Origin of the sequence: Chryseobacterium sp. MHB01, from assembly GCF_034651565.1 — a bacterium.
GTDB lineage: Bacteria > Bacteroidota > Bacteroidia > Flavobacteriales > Weeksellaceae > Chryseobacterium > Chryseobacterium nepalense.
Genome location: NZ_JAYEDA010000002.1, coordinates 426,956 through 447,205 on the forward strand (window position 1 = coordinate 426,956; position 20,250 = coordinate 447,205).

The 20,250-nt window shown below is 36.5% G+C and carries 18 protein-coding genes and 2 pseudogenes; 8 read left to right on the top strand and 12 right to left on the bottom strand.

Annotation, left to right across the window (positions count from 1 at the left end; genetic code table 11):
• From U9K52_RS05535 to U9K52_RS21270, 12 genes and pseudogenes are all read right to left on the bottom strand, one after another.
• Positions 1-321, bottom strand: coding sequence for a DUF4134 domain-containing protein (locus tag U9K52_RS05535; protein WP_371462110.1), 321 nt, complete (start codon positions 319-321; stop codon positions 1-3).
• A 135-nt stretch (positions 322-456) separates the two neighbouring features.
• Entirely contained in the window at positions 457-1,050 is a 594-nt protein-coding gene (locus tag U9K52_RS05540) for a hypothetical protein (protein ID WP_123902439.1), read from the bottom strand.
• A 34-nt stretch (positions 1,051-1,084) separates the two neighbouring features.
• Positions 1,085-1,780, bottom strand: a complete 696-nt coding sequence (locus U9K52_RS05545) for a ParA family protein (protein WP_051259641.1) — start codon at positions 1,778-1,780, stop codon at positions 1,085-1,087.
• A gap of 48 nt (positions 1,781-1,828) precedes the next feature.
• Complete coding sequence (locus U9K52_RS05550; protein ID WP_168638723.1) at positions 1,829-3,316, bottom strand: relaxase/mobilization nuclease domain-containing protein; 1,488 nt, start codon at positions 3,314-3,316, stop codon at positions 1,829-1,831.
• Positions 3,313-3,675, bottom strand: a complete 363-nt coding sequence (locus U9K52_RS05555) for a hypothetical protein (RefSeq protein WP_028122617.1) — start codon at positions 3,673-3,675, stop codon at positions 3,313-3,315. Before U9K52_RS05555 ends, U9K52_RS05550 begins: the two co-directional genes overlap by 4 nt.
• Positions 3,676-3,712: 37 nt before the next feature.
• The gene (locus U9K52_RS05560) at positions 3,713-4,036 is read right to left on the bottom strand and encodes a bacteriophage spanin2 family protein (protein ID WP_322925626.1); all 324 of its coding nucleotides are present in this window, start codon (positions 4,034-4,036) and stop codon (positions 3,713-3,715) included.
• 10 nt (positions 4,037-4,046) lie between these two features.
• The gene (locus U9K52_RS05565; RefSeq protein WP_322925627.1) at positions 4,047-5,138 is read right to left on the bottom strand and encodes a hypothetical protein; all 1,092 of its coding nucleotides are present in this window, start codon (positions 5,136-5,138) and stop codon (positions 4,047-4,049) included.
• Between the two features lie 83 nt (positions 5,139-5,221).
• Positions 5,222-6,016 (bottom strand): hypothetical protein, encoded by a 795-nt coding sequence (locus U9K52_RS05570; protein WP_185157123.1) that lies wholly within the window; start codon positions 6,014-6,016, stop codon positions 5,222-5,224.
• A gap of 453 nt (positions 6,017-6,469) precedes the next feature.
• A pseudogene (locus U9K52_RS05580) lies at positions 6,470-8,515 on the bottom strand (heavy metal translocating P-type ATPase).
• Between the two features lie 18 nt (positions 8,516-8,533).
• Positions 8,534-9,790 carry an efflux RND transporter periplasmic adaptor subunit gene (locus U9K52_RS05585; protein WP_027379089.1) on the bottom strand — a complete coding sequence of 419 codons (1,257 nt, stop codon included), beginning with the start codon at positions 9,788-9,790 and terminating at the stop codon, positions 8,534-8,536.
• Between the two features lies 1 nt (position 9,791).
• Positions 9,792-14,156, bottom strand: coding sequence for a CusA/CzcA family heavy metal efflux RND transporter (locus U9K52_RS05590; RefSeq protein WP_322925630.1), 4,365 nt, complete (start codon positions 14,154-14,156; stop codon positions 9,792-9,794).
• 128 nt (positions 14,157-14,284) lie between these two features.
• On the bottom strand, positions 14,285-14,611 hold the full coding sequence (locus U9K52_RS21270; RefSeq protein WP_323673782.1) for a DUF6660 family protein: 327 nt from the start codon (positions 14,609-14,611) through the stop codon (positions 14,285-14,287).
• A gap of 132 nt (positions 14,612-14,743) precedes the next feature.
• Here U9K52_RS21270 and U9K52_RS05600 point away from each other — a divergent pair, with 132 nt between their 5' ends.
• The 8 genes and pseudogenes from U9K52_RS05600 to U9K52_RS05635 all read left to right on the top strand — a co-directional run bounded on the left by U9K52_RS05600 (position 14,744) and on the right by U9K52_RS05635 (position 20,247).
• Positions 14,744-15,070 carry an ArsR/SmtB family transcription factor gene (locus U9K52_RS05600; RefSeq protein ID WP_168638729.1) on the top strand — a complete coding sequence of 109 codons (327 nt, stop codon included), beginning with the start codon at positions 14,744-14,746 and terminating at the stop codon, positions 15,068-15,070.
• Positions 15,071-15,125: 55 nt separating this feature from the next.
• Positions 15,126-15,599 carry a DUF6428 family protein gene (locus U9K52_RS05605; RefSeq protein WP_116035074.1) on the top strand — a complete coding sequence of 158 codons (474 nt, stop codon included), beginning with the start codon at positions 15,126-15,128 and terminating at the stop codon, positions 15,597-15,599.
• A gap of 28 nt (positions 15,600-15,627) precedes the next feature.
• Positions 15,628-16,401 carry a metallophosphoesterase family protein gene (locus U9K52_RS05610; protein WP_116035075.1) on the top strand — a complete coding sequence of 258 codons (774 nt, stop codon included), beginning with the start codon at positions 15,628-15,630 and terminating at the stop codon, positions 16,399-16,401.
• Between the two features lie 20 nt (positions 16,402-16,421).
• Positions 16,422-16,799: pseudogene (gene gcvH / locus U9K52_RS05615) on the top strand (glycine cleavage system protein GcvH).
• 3 nt (positions 16,800-16,802) lie between these two features.
• Positions 16,803-17,834 carry an ACR3 family arsenite efflux transporter gene (arsB, locus tag U9K52_RS05620; protein ID WP_116035077.1) on the top strand — a complete coding sequence of 344 codons (1,032 nt, stop codon included), beginning with the start codon at positions 16,803-16,805 and terminating at the stop codon, positions 17,832-17,834.
• 925 nt (positions 17,835-18,759) lie between these two features.
• Positions 18,760-19,089 carry an ArsR/SmtB family transcription factor gene (locus U9K52_RS05625; RefSeq protein WP_028122609.1) on the top strand — a complete coding sequence of 110 codons (330 nt, stop codon included), beginning with the start codon at positions 18,760-18,762 and terminating at the stop codon, positions 19,087-19,089.
• A gap of 59 nt (positions 19,090-19,148) precedes the next feature.
• Positions 19,149-19,613: a DUF6428 family protein gene (locus tag U9K52_RS05630; RefSeq protein WP_028122608.1), complete on the top strand. Its 465-nt coding sequence runs from the start codon at positions 19,149-19,151 to the stop codon at positions 19,611-19,613.
• Positions 19,614-19,632: 19 nt separating this feature from the next.
• Entirely contained in the window at positions 19,633-20,247 is a 615-nt protein-coding gene (locus U9K52_RS05635; protein ID WP_034741354.1) for a low molecular weight phosphatase family protein, read from the top strand.
• Positions 20,248-20,250: the final 3 nt, after the last annotated feature.

The following is a 20,250-nucleotide window of genomic DNA, read 5'->3' on the forward strand; positions in this document are numbered from 1 at the left end:
CTAGGCAAAGAATGCGGTTACGAATTCCGGAACTACAATCAAGAAGATCATTGCTCCCCCATAACCAAGGATCTCTTTGTTGACGTCCTGGTCACCATTCGTCCATTTATTATACACTCGGAGACCTCCGATAAAACCGACCAATCCTCCTACTGCTTTCAAAATCAGCTTGACCGGATCCCAATAATCAGTGATATCACTTGCGGCATTTGAAATAGCGGTTGCACCACCTTGTGCAAATGCTGGAGTTATCGCCATAATTGCCAAGGCTAGGGTTAGAACTTTCTTTGTTGTCACGTTTTTTGTGAAAAAATTTTTCATCATAATTCAAAAAATTTATAAAGGGTTAATAATCAATTGAGTGTTAAATTTTGGGCATAGAAGTCCCGGACAACGGATGGAAATCCGCTGTTAAGTCTAATAATCAGTACGTTAGATTTTGTTTAAGTTGACTAACTACATAATGGATTGATAAACCTTATATCCATCGTGATTTGCAACCAATTGAACCAGGGTTTCAGAAAGATTCAGCATCGCCTTCCAATCTTTAATTCTGGAAGTTTTCTGGTCTGCACTAACCGTGATCGGGTTTTCGCTAATCACTTCATTAGGTTTCTGATTTTCCTTTTCGGTTGATATTTTTTCCTTTTGTTCAAAATACTCTTCGCTTGATTCAGCATTTTCAGGATGTGATTGGTTTTCAATTTCGGTAAAATCCTTTTTTGATGGATTATCGAATTCATCCAGATCTTGTTCAGATTCAAATTGTTTTCTTAAATACTCCAGATCTTGTCGTTCTTCATTTCCTTCAGTGATATCAGAATGGATTACATTTTTATTAAAGGACTTGGGAGTGTTGAGATTTTCTACATCTTCAATCCCTATAGTTGCAGTAAGATCTTCGTACTGTTCGGAAATTTCGGACAAAGAAAATTCCTCCGTCTCTTCTTTATAGGTTTCTCTTTCTTTTTTCAGAAACAGATCGTATAAGATATTACCTGCATAATACATCAGATAAACAGCCAGAATGGTAAGTGAGATTTTTATCATTTTTTATTGATTTAGTTGTCAGTCGATCGTTGTTTTATGTTGGTATTGAATCTTTTATTTTTTCCTTCTTTTTAATCACTTGTATTTTGATTTTTGAGGTTTCATTGATGTATTTTATAAGTTCATCGAATGTATGTTCTACTGCATATTTTTGTTTGCTTATCAGGCTTCTGGTATTAATAGTTTGTAGGCAGTTTCTTTTGAATACCGGACTTGGCAGCAGCATTCCATATTTTGCGAGCTCAATGTCCATTGCTTCCTGATTCAGATACTTGTAGCCTTTATCATATTTGGAACGGATAAATACTCTTTCAGCCTCACTTTCCAATAGTCCCAGCATATTGATAAAGACCAAAGTCGATTTTACAGAAACATCGGAATACTCAAAAGGTGTTACGATAAAATCACTGTATATGAGCAAATCACTGTATTTTGCATCGAGCGTTCCGGCCAAATCAAAGAGGTTAATCTCATCGCTTTCTTTTAAATTAATGAGAGTTTCAAAGTCTGAAAAAGGCTGCTCTTCTTCCTCGCCAATAATTTCTACATCGTACAATTTTGGAATGTCCAATAGCTCATCATCTTTCCATTTGTAGTAAAATGATTTCTGATAATCAAAATCGAAAACATTGATTTTCCTTTCTGAAATAGCGGTAATGTAATTGGCAAAAGCTATGGCTAATGTCGTTTTTCCGGTTCCTCCTTTTTGGGTAGCAAATGTGATGATCATAGGTTTTAGTTGATTTTTACTGGACTGAAGACGATTTTTCCATCAACTTTATCGTCTCTTTTTTCGTCTTTTTTTGAGTTCATTTTCGGCAGGGTCTTTTGCAGTTCCCGAACTTTTCATCAACTCAAAAAGAAGTTCGTTGACGGCTTTGTTTAATTCTGTTTTTTCATTATTTTCAGTCCGGTTTTCTGTTTGCACTTCATTTACGCTTATGGGATTCAGAAATTTTTGATATTCCTTTTCTCCGATTAATGGCTGAAGTTCACCCACGTAATGGAACTTGGTATGAACAGCATACAGCTTTCCGTCTTCAGCAGTCGTTATAGAAATATCTTTTTTTTCATCATTTGTGTTTTTGTTATTTCTAATAAAGTCCTTTACTTCAAACTGGACTTTTCGATAGGTTTCCAGATCTTTTTTACCCCGGTTTTCAAAAAGCATAAAGTCCTTGATTTCTGCTTCCGGATTATTCTTCTTAAAAAATTCAAGCAGGATCTTTTTTGTTTCCTGGCTGCGAATATTATAATCCTTCAGGATTTCAAAAGTCTTCTTATCCAGCTTTTCAGAAGTAAATTCAAATACTTCATTCATTTTCAGTAGATCACTACCTTTATATACTTTTTGTGTTTTATGGTCGATTACAGTGTAGCCAAAAGGATTTTTTTCTTTATGATGAAAAACCATATCGATCCCGAAAACATCTCTCAACTTTTTTTGAAGTTCACTTTCAAAAGTGATTTTTACTTTTAAATCATTTTCTTCTAATTTTTCTTTTGGGAGCATCGATTTCAGTTGCCTATCATCTTCTACTTTAAAAACCTTGGTGGAATACAATTCTTTGTATTTGCTTAATATACCTTTGATCTGCTTTGCCCTTTTATCATTTTTGCTGTTATCAAAAACAATCTGACTTCCTGAAAGTGTTTGCTGTATTACCCCGTTTTTTAAAATTTTAAAAGAATTTTCATCATTTGTGTTTTTGCCTATCTTATATCCATTTCTATTGAGTAGAGTTTCCAACTGATTAAGCGAACTTATTTTGTAGTTCAGCAGTTTTTCCAGTTCTTCTTCCGGTTTCTGACCATACAATTTTTCCATTGTAACGCTTAATGCTTTTTGGGCTTTAAGCCTTTCATAACTGTCATTGATCTTTTTCCCTGTCTGTTTATCAACTCGGGTAGAAACTATGTGTACGTGATTATTATCTGTATCCTTATGAAACACCACAATGAAAGGCTGTTCGCCATATTTCATTTCATCCATAAAATTCGCCGCGATCTTAGTCAGCTCTTCTTTCGAATGTCCTTGAAATTTCGTAGAGATCATTGCGTGAAATTGAGGTTTCTGCACTTTTTTGTTCCCAATCGAAATAGCTCTCAAATAGTTTCTTACTTCTTCCTTGCTGCTTGATTCGTTAATGAAGGAAGGAAAATTTTTCATCAGCTTTAATTCTCCGGTTCCATTATCAATTTTCTTATCGTTATAATGAACTCCTGGAAAACTCGGACCTGCCGGATCCATGATCTTAACAATCATTTTGATAGCTTTGCATAGATTTTCATAAATATTTCGTTCTGTTCTTTTTTCAGAATTAAGATCTCTGCTAACTTATCCGAAAAATTTCTGAGCTCTTTTTCGCTGATGAACTTTTGACCATTTGCTATTTTTGCTACCTGATTGATGTTGGTTTCAATTTTCCCGAAAATGTTATCCTGTTTTTCAATGAACGCCAATATTTTTCTCCTCTCATCATTTAAAATCCTGTTCTCAACAGAGTCGATGATTAAGCTTGTCAGAGAAATTTGCTTTTTGGAACAAAGATTTTTCCAGTCTTTCTTTTTTTGACCCTTGATCCTGATCAAAATCACCTCATCTTTTGCTTCATCAGTATTCATCTTTCAAATTCAAATTTGATTTTCTAAATGTTGTTTTCTATATTGGAACAAGGATGACCGTTGCAATTGCCATAATGCCTACAACGATAGAACTCACGACCTTTACTTTTTTCACTTCCCTGATTTGTTTTTTATCGATTGAGATAGTCTCTCCTTTTTTGGAAATGCCATAAATACTTTTATTATCAATTAATGTGATTTTTATTTTGTGGATTTTTGCAGTGAAATCCTGAACTTCATATTTCTGATTTATTTCTAGAGAATTATCTTTTAATGGTTTGCACGGATTCGAAATAATAGCTCTACAAGATGTTAGCGAAACGATAATTATTAGCGATAAAGATTTAAAAAAAATTTTCATAGTTTTATGATTATGGCGTTACCCAACTTGTTACGCCGTTAACACTTTTCAGAATATATGTTCCGGTAGACGGAGGGTTAGGAACCGTTTCTGTTGCGAAACCAAATGATCCATCAGCTTTGGCAACCACTTTTTTTGTATAGGATAAATCTCCGTCTGCATTGGGCATTTGGGAAGGTGTTACGCTGAGCTTGCCATTGATATTTAACCATCTTTCAGAAAAATCCCCCGAAATCAAAGCAAATTTGTAATCAGTATAATTGTTCGTGATACTATCCCAAAAGCTGGTTGAACTTGTTGTGACGGGGGTTGAATGTATAGCTAGTTTATTACTTACGCTTCTGTTTCCGGTGGCCGGGCTACCAGCGCCAATACCAATGAAAATATTGTTAGATCCTGTTCTGTTTCCTGTTCCTGACAGATAGCCAATCGATATGTTATCATTTCCTGAAGTAATGTAGGACATAGCTCCTGGACCAATTCCAATATTTCTACTTCCTGAAATCACACCGTTTGAAATACCATTCAATGCCGAAACTCCCGCGCCATAATTGAGCTTGCCAGTAATTTCGCCTTGAGACATTGCGTAAGCACTGGCTGAATTTCCTTTTCCTGACGTTATATTAGAATCGGTGGCAAAAATAGAATTGTAGTCACCGGTGATTGGACTTCTGGAAATGCCCAGTATGTAATTTTCTTTCTCATCAAAATTAAGATGCAGACTGTTCTTGACAATAAGTTCAACCGTAGAAGTGTTGCCCTTGAGTGCAACTGTATTTAGTGGGTCTTCTTGTATAAATGACTTCCATAGATCACCGTCAAAATAATACAATCCGGACTTTGTGATATGAATGACCTGACCGGATAAATTAGTAGCTGGAGATGTTACAAACACGACAGCTCCTTTTTTCGTAGATGAATATGTTTTTGCTGCGAGTTGGTTTCCTGTAATCCGTGGAGGAATAATCCCGTCATAATGATTGGTGTCATTTGGTTTCCCTACAACTTCTAAAGTCGCCTCCGGCGTCTGGGTGTTAATTCCAATCTGTCCCTGTATTGTTATTGCTATGAAAGGCAGAAAAAAATAAATTAATGTTTTCATTCTATTTTTTATTAAAATTCATTTGGTCTTAAGAATCGTATTAATTGTGTATAATTTGTATTAATTGCTATAATTTTAGCATCCTATTGTAGATAGGGTCTGATCCAATTTGAGTAGCCCTGAACTTCTCCATAAGTATAATATGATGTTGATATTGCGCCTAAAGAAGCTTGAGGAATTTTTATGGTAAAATTTTCAAGCAAGGCAGGAATAAGCATTGTTGAATTCTCAGGATGTAAAAAAACAATCTGGTTAGGAATATACCCTATGTCACTAAAGATATCCGGAATATTTATAAGTGCGTCTGAAGTAATTGGTTCTGAATCAGTCGACCTGAATATTTGAAATTTTACATTGACGATACCATTAACTTTTCTGAATGATACGGATCCTTTTAAGCCTCCATAATTTTTTGTCCCAATGGTATAGTATTTAGAAGCGGTTAAATGATTATTTGTATTTCCATTATAATTAACCGGAGCGGACCAGGTAGAAGTTGCACTAAGAGTCGCAGTGCTGGTATGATCAAATGTCAATAGAATTCTATATTCAGTGGGTTGCTTTTCTTTTGAAAATGTTTGCCACAAATTGCCATCAAAATAATATAATCCGGGTTCAGTTATTTGAATGACCTGTCCTGATAAATTGGTAGCCGGAGATGTAACAAAGACGACAGTTCCTTTTTTTGTAGATGAATATGTCTTTGCCGCGAGTTGGTTTCCTGTAATTCGTGGAGGAATAATTCCGTCATAATGATTGACATCATTTGGTTTTCCTACCACTTCTAAAGTCGCCTCTGGATTTTGGGTATTGATGCCGACCTGACCTTGGATTGATACTACTATTAATGCCAGTAGAAGATGACTCAATTTTTTCATTAGTATTTTGATTAAAAATTCTGTGACAAAATTGGGCGTTAAAACCTTCTAAAACAATAGTATTCAAAGGGTTTTGGCTAAATAAGAATAATCTGGATTAGTTTGGAAACTTAAGAAGATTAAAAAAGAATAAAAAAGATTAATCTGGAATATTCGCTCAAGATAAGAACAATGTAAAAAATGTTGATTAAAAATTCTTCCTTTATAAGAGTAATTTAATAATTCTTTATTAAACAATAAACTACTTAAATTTTGGAAGTATGGAACTAATAGAAATAATATAGTTAAGCAAATTAAATAAAGGATTGCACTATCAATGATTTATACTTAAAGCGAAAGGACGTTAGTTTTAACCTAACGTCCTTTTTGCCTGTAAAAAAATATTTCTGCAACTTACAATTTACTCGCAGTTACATCTAATCTCTCTGGATATAATTTCGAAGAAAATATTTACTAAAATTTCATCCTCTGGATTCTGACAGCATTTAATATAGCTAATAAAGCAACGCCTACGTCTGCAAAAACTGCTTCCCACATTGTGGCTAATCCACCAGCTCCCAAAACCAATACAATAGCTTTCACAGCAAAAGCAAGAAAAATATTTTGCCAAACAATCTTCCGGGTTTGCTTTCCAATATTGATTGCCATCGGTATTTTGCTTGGCTTATCGTCTTGAATGACTACATCTGCGGTCTCAATGGTTGCATCACTTCCTAATCCGCCCATTGCAATACCTACGTCGCTCAGGGCAACAACCGGAGCGTCATTGACGCCGTCTCCAACAAAGGCAACTGTTTCGTTGTGTGATTTGATCTCTTTAACTTTGTTGACTTTATCTTCCGGTAGCAAGTCGCCAAAGGCGTTAGTTATTCCCAGTTGATCTGCAACAAATTGTACAACAGTGCTCTTGTCTCCGCTTAACATCGTTGTTTTTACACCCAAGGCTTTAAGTTTATCAATGCTCAGCTGTGCATCGGCTTTTATACTGTCTGCAATAGTAATGTAGCCTGCAAATTTTCCGTCATATGCGATTGCAATTATTGTATAAACGATCTGCTTAGGGTCAAGATCATATTTGATATTGAATTTATCCATCAATTTAAAATTTCCCACAAGCAAATCTTTTCCGTTGATACTGGCTTTCAATCCGTGCCCAGCAATTTCTTATGTATTTTCTAATTGTATAGAATGGTCGATTTCGCCGACATATTGATGGATTGCCGTAGCGACCGGATGGGTACTTTTGCTTTCTAAAGCATTTACCATCTTCAGAATTTCATCTTTATTAAATTCAGATTTTAAAGTAACTTCCTGAACTTTAAAGACGCCCTCGGTCATTGTTCCGGTCTTGTCCATTACCACATTTTTAATATTGGCGATAATGTCTAAAAAATTACTTCCTTTAAACAGTATACCGTTCTTTGAAGCTGCGCCAATTCCGCCGAAATAACCTAGAGGAATGCTAATAACCAAAGCGCAAGGACAAGAGATAACTAAGAACACTAATGCTCTATAAAGCCAGTCACGGAAAACATAATTTTCCACGAACAGATATGGTAGTAGGCATATCAGTACTGCGAGTCCGACGACAATGGGTGTATAAATCCTTGCGAATTTTCGGATAAAAAGTTCGGTAGGTGCCTTCTGAGCCGTCGCATTTTGTACCAATTCCAGAATTTTGCTCAACTTACTGTCTTCGTAAGCAGTTGTCACTTTTACCTGAGCAATAGTCTGTAGATTGATCATTCCGGCAAGCACGCTCTCACCTTTGTTTTTGGTATCAGGCTTACTCTCACCCGTTAATGCAGCAGTATTGAACGATGCGGATTCACTTACCAATTCTCCGTCCAGAGCCAGCTTCTCTCCTGATTTTAGCTGTACAATATCCCCAATTTTCGCCTGTTTAGCAGGGATGGTCTTTGGTTGGTTACCTTCCAGAATGGTCACTTCATCAGGACGCTGATCCAACAATGCTTTGATATTATTCTTTGCTCTCGAAACAGCAAGTGTCTGGAAAACCTCTCCGACACTGTAGAATAACATAACAGCAACCCCTTCCGGATATTCTCCGATTGCAAATGCGCCTATAGTAGCAATGCCCATTAGAAAAAATTCCGAAAAAACGTCACCTTTGGCAATGCTTTCATACGCTTCTTTTAGGACGGGTAGACCCACAGGCAAATAAGCCACCGCATACCATACGATCCGTACCCAGCCTTTAAACCACTCCTGCGGAAAAAAGTTATCCAGTACGATCCCTATCAAAAGTATAACCAGAGAAACAATTGCTGGTAAAAACATTTGAAATGTATTTTTCTCACCATCGTTATGGTCGTGTCCATCATCGTCACTGTGCGTTTCAGATTTATTATTCTCTGTAGAGCAGCAGCTATCATTATTAAGCAATTTTTTGGCACCTGCGTCTTTGTAAATTTTGCCTTCCTGCGCTGTACAACAAAGCTGGTTTCCTTCCTCGTCGTAAATATGTTTGTGTTCCATTACAGTTATTTTAAAAATTTAATCTTCGTGTTCACCTGAATTACTCAGTTTAGCATTGACAAAAAATGCGCCTTTTACTACTATTTCAGCATTTGCAGGAATTTCATTGACAGCTGTAATCGCCGTGTAACCCATATCAGAAGAACCTTTCACAACTTCTATCTTTTCGAAATTAGTCATTTTTTCTTCTTTGTTAGATATTTTCTTTTCATTTAAATGTTCATCTTCTCCCTCTTCTTGATGCTCTTCAGCCTTTTTGTCTGTTTTGATAAAAATGAAATATTTGCTGTCCGCTTCTACAATGGCTTCATTGGGAACCGCAGGCGTGGTACTTTTATCGAGACTTACGATTCCTGTGATATTCATTCCGTCGATCAATCCTGATTTGTTTCCCGTTACAGAACAGTGAACCGAGATTGTTTTGCTGTCGTTTTCAAAGGATGAACCAATGCTGTAGATTTTGGCATCGTACTCGGTTTCAGGATTATTTGTTAATTTAAAATGAACGATTTGTCCCACTTTCATTTTTGGCAGATCCTTTTCAAAAACCTGCAAATCAAGATGCAGGGAACCATTATCTATAATTTCCGCAACGGGCGATGAGATGTCAACGTAACTTCCAATTTGTGCAGAAATAGTACTTATCGTTCCACTGATTGGTGACGTGATCACTAAACCGGATCGCAAATTTCCATTATTGACATTTGCGGGATTGATGCCCATAATTTGAAGCTGTCTCTGCAAAGATGATCTTTGTGTTCTCAGGGTTTTCAGTTCAGCATCTGAACTCTGAAGGTTCTTCTTTGCGCCGGCATCATTATCAAATAATTCCTTTTGTCTCCTGTATTCCTGTTCTGCAAATGCAATCCTGCTTTTCACGGTCAGGTATTGCTCTTGCAACTGAATGTATTCCGGATTTGAAATGGAGGCAATTACCTGTCCTCTTCTTACAAAATCCCCGATCTGTACATTCAAAGTTTTAATAATCCCACCATACATTGATGTGACGGTCGCTTTATTATTGTTCGGAACTCTAAGTGCTCCATTGGCTTTGATGGTAGAAGTCAATTCCTTCATCTCAATCTTTCCTAGATTGATGCCAACCGCTTTAATCTGTTCTTCAGACAGGCTTGCTATGGTCTGTGGAACCTCATCACCGTGTTCTTCTGCCTGCTCAGTTTTGATTTCGCTTTCCGATTCTGTGTTGGCCTCCTTCTTTCCACAGCTCATAAGAATAACAAAAACGAAAGCAGTATAGATGATATTTTTTTTCATATTATTTATTGATTAAAGAGTTAATGATGACTACAGACTGATTGACCTGTTGAATGGATTCCAGATACTTTAGCTGAATATTGGTTGCAGTCTGCAGAGCGAAAAGATATTCGACGTAGGAGATTTCTCCGGTTTTGTAACCGAGCTGACCTGCTTTTACAATTTTTTCTGCATTTGGAATAGCCTGACCTACATAATATTCATATTGCTGCACATCCTGCTTATATTGCTCTAAGGCATTCTCAAGTTGAACTGTCAATTGCCTTTGCTGGAGTTTTGCGTTCGATTCTGCCATTTGCCTCTGATAATCCAAAGACTGGATTCTCGCTTTCGTCGCTCGAAAAGTCAAAGGAATTGAAATTCCAAGATTGGCAATGTGAAATCGGTTTCCTGCATCAAAATATTTTTCCTGCCCATTGAGTGTATGAAAACCTATGATCGACTGGTTCGTGTAACCCAAACTGAACTCAGGTAAGCCCTGCGATCGCTCTACGTTTTTATTTTTCTCGGCAATTTCCATTTCCTGGTAGAATGCTTTGACGGTTGGATGATTGGCAATTGTAGTGCTGTCCAGAACATACTCCGCTTTCATAGGCTCATAATTTTCTTTAAACAAAACCTTTATATCATCGTCTGTATTTAATAGTGCTTTCAGATTTTTGTATGCATTATCAAGATAAATTTTATTCTGATTTAGCAATAGACCGATCTCCCCTTTCTGAGTTTCTGCTGTACTGATTTCAATTTTTTTGATGTCACCTGCATTGAATCTGACAGTGGCTATCCTGATAAAATCTTGATAAAGGCTGTCGAGCTTCATCAGTTTGGTCTGGTTGTAGTGCAGATATTCAATCTGGTAAAAATAAGTTCTGACCTGCCGTGCAACTTCGTTGGCAGTGATGTCTTTACTGATCTGTTTAGCTTTAATCTCTTCTGCAATCAGGTCTTTTCTGGCTTTGAACAAAGTCGGAAATGGTATGCTCTGTGAAATGGAAAACGACTGGTCGAACTTCGGACTGTTGTATTGACCTAACTGTGCATTGAAATTCATTTTTGGAAGTTCATTAGCGGTCGGTTTCAAGGCCTCGGAAACTTTAATATCCAAATCTTTCGTTTTTATTGAATAACTATTGCTCAATGCCATTTCTGTAGCCTGTTCCACAGAAAGTGTTTTTGTTGTTTGAGCATTCAATGTTTGTCCGACAAGTAGCAATCCTAACACGATAATTGTTGTCAAAGATTTCATCTTCATATTTTTAATTCTGAAGTTACTGTTGAAAATAATGTAAAGAATCGGTAGAACAAATAGCGTTAGAAACGTCGCAGTGATCAAGCCACCTATTACCACCGTTGCCAAAGGTTTCTGAACTTCTGCTCCGGCTCCTGTTGAAATTGCCATTGGAAGAAATCCTAATGAAGCCACTGTTGCGGTCATCAGAACTGGCCGAAGTCTAGTTTTAGTACCTTCTACGACACGTTTCATAAGATTTGTTTCGCCATCTTTTTCCAGCTGATTAAATGTTCCTATGAGCACAATTCCGTTGAGAACAGCAACGCCAAACAATGCGATAAAACCTATTCCGGCACTGATACTGAATGGCATATCTCTGATCAATAAGGCGAAGATCCCGCCGATGGCACTCATTGGAATGGCCGTGAAAATCAATGCAGCCTGTTTAAATGAGCGGAATGTAAAATAGAGTAAGAAAAAAATCAGAAGTAAAGACACAGGAACAGCAATCAGCAGTCTCTTGCTTGCAGCCTGCAGATTCTCAAACTGTCCGCCGTAGGTGAAATAATATCCTGAGGGCAGCTTTATTTGTTGTTCAAGTCTGCTTTGAATATCATCGACTACACTTTCTACATCCCGACCTTTGACATTAAAACCTACAACTATTCTTCGTTTCCCTTCTTCACGACTGATCTGTGCCGGGCCGAGTTTATAGCCGATATTAGCCACTTGAGAAAGTGGAATCTGGTTTCCTGTATTGGTGGATATCATCAGATTATTGACATCATCAATATTAGCTCTGTGCAGGCTGTCCAAACGAATCACCAGATCAAACCGTCTTTCGTTTTCAAAAACCTGACCTGCAGCTTTACCCGCAAATGCAGTGCTTAAAGTATTATTGACATCCTCAATATTTAGTCCGTAATTTGCCATTCTTGTGCGGTCATACTCCACATTGATCTGTGGAAGTCCGCTGATACGCTCGATCTGAGGCGCTGTTGTTCCGTCAATAGTCTGAATTACTTTTCCAACTTTATCCGCATAAATAGCGAGAGAATCCAAATTTTCACCGAAAATTTTCACGGCCACATCCTGGCGAATTCCCGTCATCAGTTCATTAAAGCGCATCTGTATCGGCTGGTTTTTCTCGAAAAATACACCGGGAATCAATTCTAGTTGTTCTGAAATTTCGTCCGCTAATTCATCATAAGATTTATCACTTTTCCATTCATTTTGTGGCTTTAAAACAATGATCAGATCTGTAGCTTCAAAAGGCATTGGGTCGGTAGGTACTTCGGCAGCCCCTGTTTTTCCCACCACCATTTTTACCTCATCAAATTTCTTGATAATTCTAGAAGCCTGCATTGAAGTCTCAATGCTTTGCGACAGGGAGCTTCCCTGAGGCAAGATGCAATGAAAAGCAAAATCGCCTTCCTGTAACTGTGGGATAAATTCGCCACCCATTCGACTGAATAAAAATAGGCTCACTGCAAATAAAAGTACCGTAACGGAAACAATTATACCCTTGATTTTGATAGCTCTTTTTAGTAATGGCTGATAGACACCCTGTAGTTTATTCATCAGCTTATCTGAAAAAGTTTCCTTTCGTGATATTTTTTTTGATAAAAATAATGCGCTCATCATCGGGATATAAGTCAGCGATAAGATCAAAGCTCCCAAAATAGCAAACCCTACTGTTTTTGCCATCGGCGTAAACATTTTCCCTTCAACACCGACCAAAGTTAAAATAGGAATGTAAACGATCAGAATGATGATCTCGCCAAATGCCGCACTATTTCTGATTTTTGAAGCAGAAAGAAAAACTTCTTCATCCATTTCAGTTTGCGTCAGTTTTTGAGTAGATTTCCGTAATCCTAAATGGTGAAGTGTTGCTTCCACAATGATGACAGCTCCATCGACAATCAATCCGAAGTCGATTGCGCCTAAACTCATCAAATTGGCACTGACCCCAAAAACATTCATCATCCCTAATGCAAAAAGGAGCGATAACGGAATCGCTGATGCAACGATCAATCCCGCTCTTAGATTTCCTAAAAATACGACCAAAACAAAAATAACAATCAATGCACCTTCAATCAGGTTCTTTTCCACTGTGCTGATTGCTCTTCCAACAAGATCTGTCCTATCCAAAAATGGTTCTATTACAATATCATCCGGCAAAGATTTTTGGATCGTAGGAATTTTATCCTTAATCAGGTTTACAACTTCATTGCTGTTGGAGCCTTTTAGCATCATTACAATGCCGCCAACAGCATCTACATTACCATTGTATGTCATAGCTCCGTAACGAACTGCACTTCCAATACGAACATCAGCTACATCCTTAATGAAAATAGGGACATTTCCTTTGTCATTCTTGACTGCTATATTTTTAATATCCTCGAGAGAAGTTACGACACCTATGCCACGGATAAAATAAGCATTCGGTTTTTTGTCTATGAAAGCACCTCCTGTGTTCTGATTATTTTTCTCCAATGCAGTAAAAAGGTCTGTGATGCTGACCCCCATTGCTCGGAGCCGATTGGGATCGACAGCCACTTCATATTGTTTCAGTTCCCCTCCAAAACTGTTGACCTCCGCAACTCCCGGCGTTCCGTTCAGTTGTCTTCTGACGATCCAGTCCTGCATCGTTCTGAGCTCCTTAGATGAATATTTTTTTTCACTTCCTTTCTTCGGATGCAAAATATACTGATACACATCTCCTAAGCCCGTACTCACAGGAGCAAGTTCTGGCGTGCCAACACCTTTTGGAATTTCTTCTGAAGCTTCTTTTAATTTTTCACTGATCAGTTGGCGTGCAAAATATATATCGACATCTTCTTTAAATACCACGGTAATGACAGAAAGACCGAATCTTGAGATACTTCGAGTCTCTTCAATATCTGGTATATTGGCGATGCTTTGCTCAATGGGGAAAGTGACCAGCTGTTCCACTTCCTGACCCGCAAGTGTTGGACAGACAGTTATGATCTGCACTTGATTGTTGGTGATATCGGGCACAGCATCAATGGGCAATCGGTTTGCGCTCCATACACCCCATAGTATCAGTAACAAGGTCATTATTCCTATGACGATCTTGTTGTTGATGCTAAATTTTATGATTTTATCTAACATTTAATTTTAATTTTATTGAAATTGCTTACGAATTCAACATAGCCACAAAATCCTGTAAAAAGTACAGTAATCGTAACCATTAAAGACACTGCTTTACGGCAAAATCTTTAAAAAACTGTCAAAAAAAATTAAATCTTAGGGGGTTGCCAGATATGGTCATAAACCTGATAGGCAATGTTATTCTTATGAAAAAGAATTTTTTTGGAAAAATAGAATTGAACCTGCAAAGGAATTTCCAGCAAAGGCTCTGCCTTAAATGCAATGACACTTACGTGGCTACAGTTGCACATGCAAAAAGGAGAACAAGTACCATCATTACTACCCGGCTGGGAATTTTCGGCACTTATGGAAATCTCACTATGATGACCTACAACAAGCTGCGTTTCAACATCACTGCAAGGAATGATAAGCAGTGCTATGAAATAGAATGTCAATATGAGTCTTAAAACTTTCACTTTACAAAAGTATTAAATTTTAATTTATGTTTTACTTTTAGTAATAACTATCTTACAAGCGAGTGAAGAAAAAAAATGATTTTTTGTAATCAAAATATAATCGTAATATTGCGATATAATATTTTTGGAATTATGGGAGCTACTAAGACAGAACATTTTACAGATCAACAAAATCAAATTGCAACAATCGCAAAAGCATTAGGACATCCCGCACGAATAGCAATTATTGAGTATTTAATGAAAGTCAATGAGTGCATCTGTGGTGATATTGTGAACGAATTGCCATTAGCTCAACCAACCGTTTCTCAGCATTTGAAAGAACTGAAAAATGCAAGGATTATAAAAGGAAACATTTCCGGAAACGCTATCTGCTATTGCATAGACGAAAAGACTATCGAAATTTTAAACACTTATTTTTCCGCAATAGTACAAAGTGTTACCAAATTAAAATGCTGTTAGCATTTTTTTATCAAAATATATCGCAATATTGCATTTAAACTATAAAGATTCAATTATGAAATTATCAGAAGTAAAACAAATTTTACCAACATTAGAAAATGTTGAATTCCAATTAGAGAATGGTGCTTTTGTTCCTGAACATTTTCACGTTACAGAAGTAGGAATGATTAACAAAAATTTTATTGATTGTGGCGGTGTCATCCGTTCAGAGAAGGTTGTGAATTTTCAGCTATGGAATGCGGACGATTTTGAACATCGTTTGAAGCCTAACAAGTTGCTCACCATTATCAAACTTTCTGAAGATAAATTAGGAATCGAGGATTTTGATATTGAAGTTGAATATCAAAGTGATACTATCGGGAAATATGATTTAGAATTTAACGGAGAAACATTTGTTTTAAAAAGCAAGACAACAGCTTGTTTAGCTCAGGACGCTTGCGGAATTCCGACAGAAAAAGAAAAGAAAAACTTATCTAACCTTAGCGCAAATAATGGCAATTCTTGCACACCAGGTGGCGGATGTTGTTAAAATAATATCAATAAAAAAATCAATAAAAATGAAAATTGCATTATTCAGTGACATTCACGCTAATCTCCCTGCATTAGAAGCATTCTTTGCAGATGTTGAAAAAAGAAATCCCGATAGCATTTATTGTTTGGGAGATTTAGTAGGTTACAATATTTGGCCAAACGAAGTGGTCAATGAAATCCGTAAAAGAAAAATACCAACTATTGCAGGCAACTACGATTTTGGCATTGGGAGAATGAGTAATGAATGTGGTTGTGCCTACAAAACAGACGCTGAGAAGGACAACGGAAATATTTCCATTTCTTTTACCAATTCTTTGATGAAAGATGAAGAACGTGCTTACTTGCGTACACTCCCCGCACATATAAAAGTAGAATTTCAATTGAACGAAGACAAACTAAACCTGCTTTTAGTACACGGTAGTCCAAGAAAAATTAACGAATATCTTTTTGAAGACCGTGAAGAAAAAAGTATGCTTCGTATTATGGAACAGGCCGATGCCGACATTATGTGTTTCGGACATACCCACAAGCCATATCACAGGGTTTTAAATTCGGGTATTGACGGACAAGATCATTTTCGTCACGCAGTAAATATCGGTTCCGTTGGGAAGCCGAAAGACAATGATATCAGAGGCGGTTACGTGATGTTGACAATTAATGAGAACAGTTCTGTTTTAGACAAAGAAAGCATCAGTGTGGAATTTATCCGCTTCGATTATGACTTTGAAAAGGCAGCAAAAGCAGTAGAAGACAGTCCGCTTCCGAATGAGTACGCAGAAAATCTAAGACGTGGTTATTAATCTTTAAAATCTAAAAAAAAATGGAACTTCCAAAAGATCTACATTATTCTAAAGAACACACTTGGGTGCGAATCGACAATAAAACTGCAACTGTCGGTATTACAGCATTTGCTCAAAAGGAATTGGGAGAAATCGTATATGTTGACTTACCGAATGTTAATCATAATTTCAAACAAGACGAAGTATTTGGTTCTGTAGAAGCAATTAAAACCGTCAGCGACCTATTTATGCCTCTTTCATGAAAAATTATTGAAACTAATGAGCAACTTTTAAAAGAGCCAACGCTTGTAAATTCTAATCCATTTGATAATGGCTGGATGGTGAAAATTGAAATTGAAGACCTAAGAGAAACTGAAAATTTATTAACAGCGGAAAAGTACGCTCAACTCAATAATTAGACGATGCAACCAAAACTAAAATTCCTCGACCGCTTTCTTACCCTATGGATTTTTTTAGCAATGCTTTTGGGCGTTGGGTTAGGATATTTCTTTCCTGATATTTCTACTGTCACAAATTCTTTGTCTGTTGGCACGACTAATATTCCCTTAGCAATAGGCTTGATTTTGATGATGTATCCACCTTTGGCAAAAGTGGATTATACTCTATTACCAATGGCTTTTAAAGACAAAAAAGTAATGTCGGTATCATTACTACTAAATTGGATTATCAGCCCGATTTTAATGTTTGTATTAGCTATCATTTTTCTACGGGATGAGCCAGACTATATGATTGGTCTAATTTTGATCGGTCTAGCAAGATGTATTGCAATGGTAATTGTATGGAACGATTTAGCAAAAGGTAATCGGGAGTACGCAGCTCTGCTGATCGCATTAAACAGTATTTTCCAATTGGTGTTTTATAGTTTTTATGTTTGGCTTTTCATAAATGTACTACCACAAAAACTAGGCTTAGGAAATTTTAACATTGCGGTACCAATGAAAGATGTTGCCGAGAGTGTATTCATTTATTTAGGAATTCCATTTATTGCAGGATTTTTGAGCCGTTACTTCCTGATTAAATTTAAAGGAAAAGAATGGTTCAATAGAAAATTCATTCCGGCTATTTCACCTGTAACATTGTACGCTTTGCTGTTTACTATAGTATTGATGTTCAGTTTGAAGGGAGATAAGATTTTAGAGTTACCAATGGACGTTGTTAAAGTAGCCATCCCGTTAGTTATTTACTTTGTTCTCACATTCTTCATCAGTTTTTTCATTAGTAAGGCCTTGAAAGTGCCTTATGACAAAAATGCATCTATCGCATTTACGGCAACAGGAAACAATTTTGAATTATCTATTGCTGTTTCTATAGCAGTTTTTGGAATCCATTCTTCACAAGCATTTGTAGGTGTAATCGGACCATTGGTGGAAGTCCCGGTATTAATTTTATTGGTTAGGGTTAGTATATGGTTAAAAAGAAAATATTATTCTTAAACAAAATATTAGCTGAAACATTAAAAAACAAGTTCCGCAGTTTTTTCCCCTTTTTGCAAAAAAGGCAAGATCGTCTTTGGATATAAAACTTGGAAAGTTTGTATATACAAAGACACATCTTGCTCAAAAAAAGCCGCTTATTTTTCGGAGTTCTGAAAAACGATTAATAGTATTGATAATCAGCAGTTTTGATTCTTTTATTGTTTTTATTGGAAATGTGTGGAAGTGAAGTCTGAGCATACGAAAGTAAATAATAAATCCTTTCAAAGTGATAATTTATCTATCGTATTGTAGATCAAATCGTAAGGATTTTGACCTGTACTTATCTTAAGCAGGTGACCTGTATATGATTTACGCAGGTATGAACTCCAGCTGTATGTGTATTACGCAGGTTTGATGATCGGCATGATTCTATTTTATGATGATGATCTGTATCTTATTTACACAGGTATGAATTTAAAGCTGTATTTATTTTATGCAGGTTGATGACTAGTATAATCCTTTTTATACAGTTTGCAGGGAAAGCTACAGCAGAGTTCACAATACATTCCGTCAAATTAAAAAAGGGAAGAGAACCTGACATCCCCTCAAAGCTTTTTTGTTCGGAAAAACGTAGGACTTTAGACTTTGGAATTGCGTTTTGCAAAAAAGCGAAGTGGCTTTGAAAGGACATCCAACAAAACCAACCCTAAAAGCAACCGCCATCATTGCCCGGAAATCAACAACAGGATATCTTTACTGAATTACCGCCAGATAAAAATAAACATTGTAAATATTATTGAAAATGAAAAAGAGCGGATAAAAAAAATGATCCGAATTTGCAACATTTGGTGCAACAGGGGTAAACTTCACTAAATATTTTTTTAAACAATTTTGGTAGTTAAAATATTAATCGTAATATTGCGATGTATAATTTTTGATAAAAATGGGAGTTACAAAAACTGAAATATACACGGAACAGCAGAACCGTTTAGCAACTTCGCTAAAGGCATTGGCTCATCCTGCACGCATAGCTATCCTGCAATATATCATTAAACAAAATGCCTGTATTTGTAATGACTTGGTAGAGGAATTGGGATTGGCACAAGCTACCATTTCGCAGCATTTGAAAGAACTAAAAAACATTGGTATTATCAAAGGAAATATAGAGGGAACCAGTGTATGCTACTGCATTGATGAAAATGTCTGGCAGCAGATTAAGAAGGAACTCAATACTTTCTTTGTTGACGATATAGGTATTGATAAATGTTGCTAAGCATTTATTTTAACCAAATCAATCGTAATAATGCAATATAACAATTAAATAATGAAATTATGAAACTATCAAAAATCAAAGAAATCTTACCAACATTAGAGCATGTTGAATTTCAATTAGAGAACGGAACGTTTGTTCCCGAACATTTCCACGTTACCGAAGTTGGGCAAATCAATAAAATTTTTATTGATTGTGGTGGTGTAATCCGCAATGAAAAAGTTGTCAATTTCCAATTATGGAATGCTGACGATTACGAACATAGATTGAAGCCAACCAAACTATTAAATATCATCAAACTATCCGAAGAAAAATTAGGTATGGAAGATGCCGAAATTGAAGTAGAATATCAAATTGATACTATCGGGAAATATGATTTGGATTTCAACGGAAAAACATTCGTACTGAAAAGTAAAACAACAGCTTGTCTTGCTCAGGATGCTTGCGGTATTCCTGTCGAAAAGCAAAAAATAAAATTATCAGCGTTGAATAATGCTTCCTGCACACCTAATTCAGGATGTTGTTAAACCCTTTAAATCAATCAAAATGTATAAGAATTTAGTTGAAACAATAAACAATGTTACTACTTTTCAAAACATCAGTGAAGAACGCAAAAATATATTACGACCACTGATAGATTTTGTACAGCAAAAAGTAAACAATAGTCAGGAAATAAGTATCAACTTCATTTGTACCCACAATTCCCGAAGAAGCCATTTATCGCAGGTTTGGGCACAGGTAGCAGCAGCACACTATGTTATCCCAAAGGTACATTGTTATTCGGGTGGTACAGAAGAAACGGCATTATTCCCGAAAGTGGCAGAAGCATTGACACATCAGGGATTAAGTATTTTCAAAATAGCAGATACCGACAATCCTGTATATGCCATAAAGTATAGTGATAATTCTTTGCCGATTGTTGGTTTCTCCAAAAAATATGATAGCCCTTTCAATCCTGTATCAGCGTTTGCAGCTATTATGACCTGTTCACAGGCAGACGGCGGATGCCCTTTTATTGCAGGAGCAGAAAAGAGAATACCTATCACATTTGAAGACCCTAAAATTTCAGACAATACACCGGAACAATCAAAGGTCTATGCTGATAGAAGTTTACAGATAGCAACGGAAATGTTCTATGTTTTTTCAATGATTAAAATGTAGCCG

What these genes read in the sequence shown, in the direction of transcription:
- U9K52_RS05535 (WP_371462110.1), bottom strand. Translation starts at nt 321, where the DNA reads ATGAAAAATTTTTTCACAAAAAACGTGACAACAAAGAAAGTTCTAACC.
- U9K52_RS05540 (WP_123902439.1), bottom strand. Translation starts at nt 1,050, where the DNA reads ATGATAAAAATCTCACTTACCATTCTGGCTGTTTATCTGATGTATTAT.
- U9K52_RS05545 (WP_051259641.1), bottom strand. Translation starts at nt 1,780, where the DNA reads ATGATCATCACATTTGCTACCCAAAAAGGAGGAACCGGAAAAACGACA.
- U9K52_RS05550 (WP_168638723.1), bottom strand. Translation starts at nt 3,316, where the DNA reads ATGATTGTTAAGATCATGGATCCGGCAGGTCCGAGTTTTCCAGGAGTT.
- U9K52_RS05555 (WP_028122617.1), bottom strand. Translation starts at nt 3,675, where the DNA reads ATGAATACTGATGAAGCAAAAGATGAGGTGATTTTGATCAGGATCAAG.
- U9K52_RS05560 (WP_322925626.1), bottom strand. Translation starts at nt 4,036, where the DNA reads ATGAAAATTTTTTTTAAATCTTTATCGCTAATAATTATCGTTTCGCTA.
- U9K52_RS05565 (WP_322925627.1), bottom strand. Translation starts at nt 5,138, where the DNA reads ATGAAAACATTAATTTATTTTTTTCTGCCTTTCATAGCAATAACAATA.
- U9K52_RS05570 (WP_185157123.1), bottom strand. Translation starts at nt 6,016, where the DNA reads ATGAAAAAATTGAGTCATCTTCTACTGGCATTAATAGTAGTATCAATC.
- U9K52_RS05585 (WP_027379089.1), bottom strand. Translation starts at nt 9,790, where the DNA reads ATGAAAAAAAATATCATCTATACTGCTTTCGTTTTTGTTATTCTTATG.
- U9K52_RS05590 (WP_322925630.1), bottom strand. Translation starts at nt 14,156, where the DNA reads ATGTTAGATAAAATCATAAAATTTAGCATCAACAACAAGATCGTCATA.
- U9K52_RS05600 (WP_168638729.1), top strand. Translation starts at nt 14,744, where the DNA reads ATGGGAGCTACTAAGACAGAACATTTTACAGATCAACAAAATCAAATT.
- U9K52_RS05605 (WP_116035074.1), top strand. Translation starts at nt 15,126, where the DNA reads ATGAAATTATCAGAAGTAAAACAAATTTTACCAACATTAGAAAATGTT.
- U9K52_RS05610 (WP_116035075.1), top strand. Translation starts at nt 15,628, where the DNA reads ATGAAAATTGCATTATTCAGTGACATTCACGCTAATCTCCCTGCATTA.
- arsB (WP_116035077.1), top strand. Translation starts at nt 16,803, where the DNA reads ATGCAACCAAAACTAAAATTCCTCGACCGCTTTCTTACCCTATGGATT.
- U9K52_RS05625 (WP_028122609.1), top strand. Translation starts at nt 18,760, where the DNA reads ATGGGAGTTACAAAAACTGAAATATACACGGAACAGCAGAACCGTTTA.
- U9K52_RS05630 (WP_028122608.1), top strand. Translation starts at nt 19,149, where the DNA reads ATGAAACTATCAAAAATCAAAGAAATCTTACCAACATTAGAGCATGTT.
- U9K52_RS05635 (WP_034741354.1), top strand. Translation starts at nt 19,633, where the DNA reads ATGTATAAGAATTTAGTTGAAACAATAAACAATGTTACTACTTTTCAA.